Below are 7,266 nucleotides of genomic sequence, written 5' to 3'. Positions count from 1 at the left end.
GTCTGGGTCCCCCATTTGCCAAAGGGGGCACGGGCCTTGAGCCGGCGACCGCGAGGGGCGCGGCCACGCAGGCGGGTCATTTTGGTGTTGAGGCTCGTCTCGTCGATAAAGACCAGGCGGCCTGGCTGGCGGCGCATCCGGGGCTGACGCTTCTGGATCCAGACACGACGCTTCTCGGCCACGTCAGCGCGTGCGCACTCCGACGCCATCAGCTGTTTTTTTATACGTGAACCCGGCCCGGCACAAAAGGCGCGACAGGGAAGCGGTATGAGCAACAATCCCGCTCGCCTGCTGGAGACGCTCGGCAAGCTCCGGCATGGTTATGTCCGGCGTCTCCTCCACTGCAGCGATGAGGAAGTCCAGATGATCCGACAGCGGCCCTTTGCCCGCCGGCCGCCCCATCTTCGAAGCCTTGACTTGCCCGCTCCGTTCCACTCGTGAAGCCCAGCGGATCGCCGAACTGGCACTCACGGCAAAACGCCGCCCCGCCGCTCGGCGCGACTGCCCTTGGCTAATCGCATCGGTCACTCGAACGCGTAAGTCGTCAGAATGGGCCATGATCCACCTCCTAACACGGTGAATCACGAATCCACCCAAAAGGGAATCCCTCGACTCAAACTTCCCGCACGACGCTCTAGCCGTGCGTCGGGATAGCGATCGGCCAACCAGATCAGGATCGCGGCGCTTTCGCTTATCACCTCCCCCGTCGGCAGTGCCAGGGCCGGCACCTGCAGCATGGGATTGATAGGGGCGAGTTTGTCTGCCTCCTCTTGCCCTTCCCAGGGAGAACATTCCTGCACGTGATAAGGCAATTCGAGTAGGTCGAGAGCCGCCTCGATCGGAACCGATCCTGAGCCTGCTGCTCCATAGACGACGAATGCCTCGGTCACCGCTTTTCTCCTCCCAGGACACGCCCAAGCTCCGGCCAACAAACTCACATGGCCCGAATCAAGACACAGGGTTCATGGACTTCGGAGTGCCTTCATTGAGAGGATTTGCCAATATCTTGGGCTCCAACGGAGGATATTCTGGGTTTTAAGCTCAAAAAAGGGGCATTTCCGGGCCAGTTTCTGCCCTTCTGACCTCGAGCTCTTTACATCCCCGGCCATCGCCGCCATGCTCAAAGGGTTCGCAACCCACGAAAGGAGGTGATCCAGTGTCTAACCTTACGAAGATCCTGGAAATTTGCGCTGGCTCAGCCAAGGTGGTCTCCGCCACTTGACGTTCCAGCTACCGAAAATCTGGATCATCCCCGGATGAAAGGGTGAGCGCTTCGGTGCTCCCGTCATCCGCAAGAACCGGCCGGCGCGCGAAGCAATTCGCGCGCCGGTGCCGTTTTAGAGCCTCGTTGCTCCCCTCGCTGACAACCCCAGGGCAAGATCGATGCGGCCTTCTTTGAGAGCGCGGGCATGCTGCCGCCACCTCGAAGCATCTTGTTCGCCGAGACGACGAGCTCACGCCCTCCTCCGCCTCTCGAACGGCACTCCCTCGGACGCATGGTCGCAGAACGGTTCCACGGCAGGGCCGATCCTTTACAGAAGAAGGCGCCTTGGCTATCGCAGGTCTCGCGGCCCTGCCCCGCGCTCCCCAACGCAGCGTCGGCGACGCACCTTTCCGAGGACCTCCCATTGAGCCCAGCCGTCACGACCTACGCAGCCCTGGTGATCGCCGTGGTTCTCGAAATCATCGCCACCTCGCTCCTCAAGGCCTCGGAGCAGTTCACCCGGTTGTGGCCGACGGTGATGATGGGGCTGTGCTATATGGCCGCCTTCTATTTCCTCTCCTATACGCTGCGCACCATGCCGGTCGGCATCGCCTACGCGCTATGGAGCGGCATCGGCATCGTGCTGATCTCGCTGGTCGGCTTCGTCGCCTTCAACCAGTCGCTCGACTTGCCGGCCATCATCGGCATCGGCCTGATTCTCGCCGGTGTGGTGATCATCAACCTGATGTCGAAATCGATCAGCCACTAGGGCGTTTTGAGATTTGGCGGAATCACCAAGAATCGCAATGCGTTTCCGTCTAGACGATGCGCTCTGCTCCGGGCGAGCTCAAGCGCCCCACCGTGCAGGCCGCTTCTCCAGGAAGGCCTCGACGCCCTCGGCAGCATCCTCCTCCATCATGTTCCGCGCCATCACCTCGCCGGCAAAGCCGTAGGCCTCGCCAAGCGCCATCTGGCGCTGGCGGTAGAACATCTGCTTGCCATAGCGCACCGCTGTGGGGCTCTTGGCCAGGATATCCGCCGTCTTGGCCGCAATGGCGGCATCGAGGTCTGCTTCGGCCACCGCCTGGTTGATCAGGCCCCAATCTGCCGCCGTTTCAGCATCGATGAAGCGGCCGGTCACCAGCATGTCGAAGGCGCGCTTGGCCGAGACATTGCGCGAGAGGGCAACCGCCGGGGTCGAGCAGAACAGCCCGACATTGATGCCGGAAACAGCAAAGCGCGCCGCCTGCGAAGCGATGGCGAGATCGCAACTCGCCACCAGCTGGCATCCCGCCGCCGTGGCAATGCCATGCACGCGGGCGATCACCGGCACAGGCAGCGCCTGGATTGCCTGCATCACCCGGCTGCATTGCGCGAACAGGGCCTGATAATAATCGAGCCGACGGTTGGCATGCATCTGGCGCAGATCATGCCCGGCACAGAAGGCCTTGCCGTTCGCCGCCAGGACGACGCAGCGTATGGTGCGGTCACCAGCGATCGCGTCGAGTGCCTGCTGCAGCGCCTCCAGCATACCCTCGGAGAGCGCATTGAACTGCTGCGGCCGATTGAGGGTGAGAGTCGTCACCCCACCTTTGTCCTCTCGCAGCAGGATCGGCTCCGAGGGACGCTCCAACGGCGCGTTCTGGATCGAGACGGCGACAGTCATGGCAACACTCCGCAACAGGGCGGCCAGTCTACGCGCTCGGCCGCCACGCCCGCAATGTCAGACTGGTTTTCTCAGGCCGGCTTGCGGATACGCAGAACGGTGAACAGGCGCGCAGGCGCCACTTCACGGCGCTCGAGCAGCTGCGCCTCGGGGCGGCTGGCCAGCCAGTCGGTCATCACCGCATAGGGGAAATAAGGCCGCCAGCCGAGCCAGCCGCCCGCGCCGATCAGCGCCTTCTCCGCCCGTACGCGCCAGCCGTCCTCGGCTGAGAAATGGTTGAGAATGATCATCTCGCCGCCCGGCCGGGTTACCCGCCACATTTCCTCGAGCACTTGCTGGGGCGAAGGCGCCACGCTGAGAAGATAGGGCGCCAGCACCACGTCGAAGCGGCCTTCCTGGAATTCCAGGGCCTGCGCGTCCATCACCCTGAGTGCCTTGACCTGGTCGAGCCCCTTGCGCTTGACCCGTTCGCGGGCAATGTCGAGCATGGGGCGGGCGAGATCGATGCCGAGGATGCGCAGATTATCCGGCATCAGCGCAAGCTCGAGGCCCGTGCCGACACCCGCGACCAGCACCTCGCCATTGTTGCCGGCGGCTTGGGCGACGGCCCGCGCCGCCGCCAGGCGCCCGGGATGGAACGGCCAATCGAAGAAGAGGTCGTAGAAACGAGCCCAACGATAATAGGTGCGTGCGTAGGACGGCTCCGCAGCCGTATTGCTGTCTCTCCCAGCCCATTCCATCGGGAAAAGCCCTTTCACCTTGCCGACCACGGCACCACCCGGCCCAGCCGAAAGGTGTTCATGATCTTTGGCGCAAAACGTGCTTCGTTGAAAACGACGCCTTGCCGCCCCCTTGTTTCGACGTCTCACCGATTAAGCCAAATCGCAAGACGCTTTCGCGGGTGATGACCGGTTCCGTCCGGCGCCCGCCTCCCGAGCCGAATGCCGATTTCCGAGGCATCCGAATGGCGCCTCCTGCACGACGGCATGGCACCTAGTCTGTTTACGCCTCTTTCTTTTCAAAATATGCCGCGGAGAGTCAAGGATTCGAATGCTCGCCCTGCCGATCCAATGTCGCAGCCCGGCCGATTATTGGAAAACTCGCGGAGTCATCTGCAGTTCCCTGTCGAGACTGCCGCCGCCCGGCTCAGCGCAGGAGCTTCAGCGATCCGGTCAGTGAGCGGATCCATTTCGTGGGACCCGCAAGGCCGAGGCCATCGACCTCCTCCTCAGCGAGATCTCGCGCGGGCATGGAGATGCCATAGTCGGCGAACACATGCAGACTGCGGGCAAAGGCGGGAAAGGGCACCACTGCCCGTTCATCGGCGGCGGGCAATGCCTTGAGCATGATCGCGCGGATGGTTTCACCATCCGCCTGCAGCACGGGCACGGGCCGATTGGCGCTGACGTCGATGCGCCGCGCCTGACGGTCGGCGAGCTGGGTCGCCCCCAGCACCGGCATCCGGGCTCCGAGACCAACACAGACAGCGCCGACAGTATTGGCAACCAGGCCAATCGGCAGAGCGGGGTTGACGATGATGGCCAGGCGAATGTCGTCGCTCACGGAAGTCTCCTCGCTGATCTCGAAGAGGCAGGGATAGCGCAATTCCGCCGACCAATTTTACCTTTCTGTTCTATATTTTTGATAATTTTGGTAGCTCGTACCTCATTTTCTATATCAATAGGTAGATCATGCCTCATCCTGACCTTGAACCCGCCGATACCCGAATCCTGACAGCCTTGCAGGAGGACGGGCGTCTCACCAATCAGGACCTGGCCGACAAGGTCGGACTCTCGACCTCGCCCTGCTGGCGACGCGTACGAAAATTGGAAGAGGACGGCGTCATCCAGGGCTACAAGGCCGTGCTGGACCGCCGCAGGCTTGGGCTCGGCGTGCTCGCCTTTATTCGCGTCAAGATCGACAGCCACAGCGAGGCGGAAGCCGAGGCCTTCTCCAACGAGGTCCTGCGGCTTGAGGAGGTCATAGCCTGCTATTCGATCGCCGGCGACGCAGACTTCCTGCTGCAGGTCGTAGCGACGGATCTCGACGCCTATGCGCAATTCGCCATGGCCACCGTACGCCGCCTGCCCCGCATCAAGGAAATGCAGACGACCTTCGTGCTCAAGGAAATCAAGCCGCTCCGTTCCCTGCCGGTCGGGCTGGCAGCACCTTGAAGCCTGCTCGTCTCATCCGGTTTGCAAGCCTCCCGCCGATGCCGGGCAAGGGCGGGAGGAACTGCTTTAGACGACTGCACTGACCTGAATCTCGACCAGCAGTTCGGGCGCGGCCAGGCGCGCTTCCACCGTGGCGCGCACCGGCAAATTGTCCTTGTCGACCCATTGGTCCCAGACTTCGTTCATCTGGTCGAAATGGGCAATGTCCCGCAGCCAGATGCTGGCGCTGATCAATTTGGACTTGGAGGTGCCGGCCTCGGCCAGCAGCGCGTCGATCTGGGCAAGAATGTCGCTGGTCTGGCCGACCGTATCGGCGGTCTCATCGCGGCCGGTGATGCCGGCGGTGGTGATGATGCCGTTGACGATGACGGCCTCGCAGAACCGCTTGCCGGGGTGCAGACGCTTGATCATGGAAGTCTCCTGTTGGGATAAGCGTTCAGAGAATGGTCTTGCCGAAAGCTGAGAGGATGAAATTGGCGCATTCGGCACCGATGGTGGGGGGCAGATCGCTATCGATGCCCGAGACGCTGAGCGAGCGCAGCCGAGCGCTGAGCGCCGCCATCTCCATGGCCGAATGGGTCTCGCGCACAGTGATGCCGCCGATGCCGCCACTCCAATCCGACATGTCGGTGGCGGTCGGCGAGTAGCACAGGTGAAAGCCTCGCGTGCCGGCACAGGCGATGGCGATCGCCTCGCGCATGGCATGGCGCAGACCAACCGCGTCTATCTCTGCCATCGTGAAGATGCGCATACGCGAGGCCTTCAGCGCCTCAACCTCCAGCGGATCGGCTTCGCGCAGGCCGAGAAGAACCACGTTTTCCGCCGTGATATGAGGCGGCAGACGGGCGAGCAGATGCCGCAGCACCGCGTTCTCTGCAGGCTTTGCCTCCCCCACGTCCGGCATCATCGCCGCGTCGGAATCGATCCAGATCAGCCCCAGCGCATCGTAGCGACGTCCGGCCGTCTCGATGAAGGGCATGATGTCGGCTCGCCTTGCGCCGGTGGACAGCACGATAGATGCCTGCGCTCCACCTGCCTCGAAACCGAGCCGCTCGATGCGTGCGGCGACATTATGGGCAGAAAGCACCGCGCCGCCGACCTCATCCGTTTCGACCGCATAACTCCGGCTCTGCCCCTGCTCCATCACGTCCCGCATCGGAACCTTCTCCACATATTCCGACGTCATCACCGTCAACAGCGCCCCGTAATTCAGCCGGAAGCTGACATCCTCGCCCACCTTGAGCGGCGGATCGGCCTCGGTGAGGTCGAGCACCAGATGGTCGCTGGAGGCCCCCAGCACCCTCACGCCGGCCCTAGTCGGCATCAGGCCCTCGGCGATGACATCCTCGCGTCCGATATTGGCGATGCCCCTCAGGCGGTCGCCCTCGTCGATGAAGACGGGCACGTTGCCGAAGGCGTCGATGCCGGATTTGCCGATCGGCATGGATGGCTTCACTTTCACTTCCAGCAATTCGCCGGTGAGTTCGAAGGCATCGCGATCGAGCGCCTCCCAGGGCTGTTCCAGGAAAGTGTCGCGGCCGCCCTGCAGGATCGCCTCGCCGATCCTCAGATTGTTGACGCCCGCCGGCATGCCGCCCGCCAGCAGCAAAGGCAATGAGGAGGAGTTGCCGCCCGACACCCAGTCGAGATGTCGCCCGGTTACGCTTTCGACCTTGTAGGCATGGGCCACCAGCTGGTCGAGATTCTCTTTGGTCGGAATGATGGCGCCGAAACAGGTGAGATTGGTGCCGACACCGGCAATGCGTATGCCCGGCAATTCCATCACCGCTTCCACCGTCGGGATCAGGTCGCTCGGCCAGATCCCTTCCCGGAGATCGCCGAGATCCACCATCAGGATGACGTCGTGCACCCGCCCCAGCCGCTCGGCCACGCGCGAAATCTCGCGCATCAGCTGGAGTTCCGATTGCAGGCTGATGTCGACCGTGCGCACCAATTCCTCGACCCGCGAGGATGGCGGACTGCGCAGCAGCATGATCGGGCAATCGATGCCGGCATCGCGCAGGCGGCGAATGTTCTCGAAGCGCGACTCTGCAATGCCGGCCACGCCGCCGCGCAGCATGGCACGCGCCACCTGCGGCATGCCGCAGGTGCCCTTGGTCACGCCGAACGGCGTGATGCCCGCTTTGGCGCAGGTCTCGACGATGGTGCGGGCATTGTGTTCGATCCTGGCGAGATCGATGGCAATCTGGGGATCCGGCATC

At 63.0% G+C, this 7,266-nt stretch carries 9 protein-coding genes; 2 read left to right on the top strand and 7 right to left on the bottom strand.

Translation table 11 applies throughout. The features are described 5' to 3' along the window. Nucleotides 1-183: 183 nt before the first annotated feature. Both ACTJKX_RS28695 and ACTJKX_RS28690 read right to left on the bottom strand, forming a co-directional pair. Nucleotides 184-558, bottom strand: coding sequence for an IS630 transposase-related protein (locus ACTJKX_RS28695; protein ID WP_440726361.1), 375 nt, complete (start codon nt 556-558; stop codon nt 184-186). Between the two features lie 23 nt (nt 559-581). After that, complete coding sequence (locus ACTJKX_RS28690; protein ID WP_440727322.1) at nt 582-890, bottom strand: glutathione S-transferase N-terminal domain-containing protein; 309 nt, start codon at nt 888-890, stop codon at nt 582-584. A 738-nt stretch (nt 891-1,628) separates the two neighbouring features. Here ACTJKX_RS28690 and ACTJKX_RS28685 point away from each other — a divergent pair. Then, nucleotides 1,629-1,973 (top strand): DMT family transporter, encoded by a 345-nt coding sequence (locus ACTJKX_RS28685; protein ID WP_311935103.1) that lies wholly within the window; start codon nt 1,629-1,631, stop codon nt 1,971-1,973. A gap of 78 nt (nt 1,974-2,051) precedes the next feature. Here ACTJKX_RS28685 and ACTJKX_RS28680 read toward each other — a convergent pair whose 3' ends face one another. The 3 genes from ACTJKX_RS28680 to ACTJKX_RS28670 form a co-directional block, all read right to left on the bottom strand. Then, nucleotides 2,052-2,870, bottom strand: a complete 819-nt coding sequence (locus tag ACTJKX_RS28680) for an enoyl-CoA hydratase (RefSeq protein WP_394308334.1) — start codon at nt 2,868-2,870, stop codon at nt 2,052-2,054. Nucleotides 2,871-2,941: 71 nt separating this feature from the next. After that, nucleotides 2,942-3,628, bottom strand: a complete 687-nt coding sequence (locus ACTJKX_RS28675; RefSeq protein ID WP_367623072.1) for a class I SAM-dependent methyltransferase — start codon at nt 3,626-3,628, stop codon at nt 2,942-2,944. 388 nt (nt 3,629-4,016) lie between these two features. Then, nucleotides 4,017-4,433, bottom strand: coding sequence for a DUF2000 domain-containing protein (locus tag ACTJKX_RS28670; RefSeq protein ID WP_311935109.1), 417 nt, complete (start codon nt 4,431-4,433; stop codon nt 4,017-4,019). A 128-nt stretch (nt 4,434-4,561) separates the two neighbouring features. Here ACTJKX_RS28670 and ACTJKX_RS28665 point away from each other — a divergent pair, with 128 nt between their 5' ends. Continuing rightward, on the top strand, nt 4,562-5,044 hold the full coding sequence (locus ACTJKX_RS28665) for an Lrp/AsnC family transcriptional regulator (protein WP_415082293.1): 483 nt from the start codon (nt 4,562-4,564) through the stop codon (nt 5,042-5,044). Nucleotides 5,045-5,110: 66 nt separating this feature from the next. On the opposite strand, the gene ACTJKX_RS28660 is transcribed toward ACTJKX_RS28665, so the two are convergent. After that, nucleotides 5,111-5,455, bottom strand: a complete 345-nt coding sequence (locus ACTJKX_RS28660; RefSeq protein ID WP_440727321.1) for a RidA family protein — start codon at nt 5,453-5,455, stop codon at nt 5,111-5,113. 25 nt (nt 5,456-5,480) lie between these two features. Then, on the bottom strand, nt 5,481-7,265 hold the full coding sequence (locus ACTJKX_RS28655; protein ID WP_311935114.1) for an alanine racemase: 1,785 nt from the start codon (nt 7,263-7,265) through the stop codon (nt 5,481-5,483). Nucleotide 7,266 lies beyond the last annotated feature (1 nt).

The sequence above is a fragment of the Labrys sp. 22185 genome (genome assembly GCF_052045555.1).
GTDB classification, from domain to species: domain Bacteria; phylum Pseudomonadota; class Alphaproteobacteria; order Rhizobiales; family Labraceae; genus Labrys; species Labrys neptuniae.
This window is presented reverse-complemented; position numbering and strand designations above follow the sequence as displayed.

Coding starts and splice junctions, on each gene's coding strand:
- ACTJKX_RS28695 (WP_440726361.1), bottom strand. CDS start 558: ATGGCCCATTCTGACGACTTACGCGTTCGAGTGACCGATGCGATTAGC.
- ACTJKX_RS28660 (WP_440727321.1), bottom strand. CDS start 5,455: ATGATCAAGCGTCTGCACCCCGGCAAGCGGTTCTGCGAGGCCGTCATC.
- ACTJKX_RS28665 (WP_415082293.1), top strand. CDS start 4,562: ATGCCTCATCCTGACCTTGAACCCGCCGATACCCGAATCCTGACAGCC.
- ACTJKX_RS28655 (WP_311935114.1), bottom strand. CDS start 7,265: ATGCCGGATCCCCAGATTGCCATCGATCTCGCCAGGATCGAACACAAT.
- ACTJKX_RS28680 (WP_394308334.1), bottom strand. CDS start 2,870: ATGACTGTCGCCGTCTCGATCCAGAACGCGCCGTTGGAGCGTCCCTCG.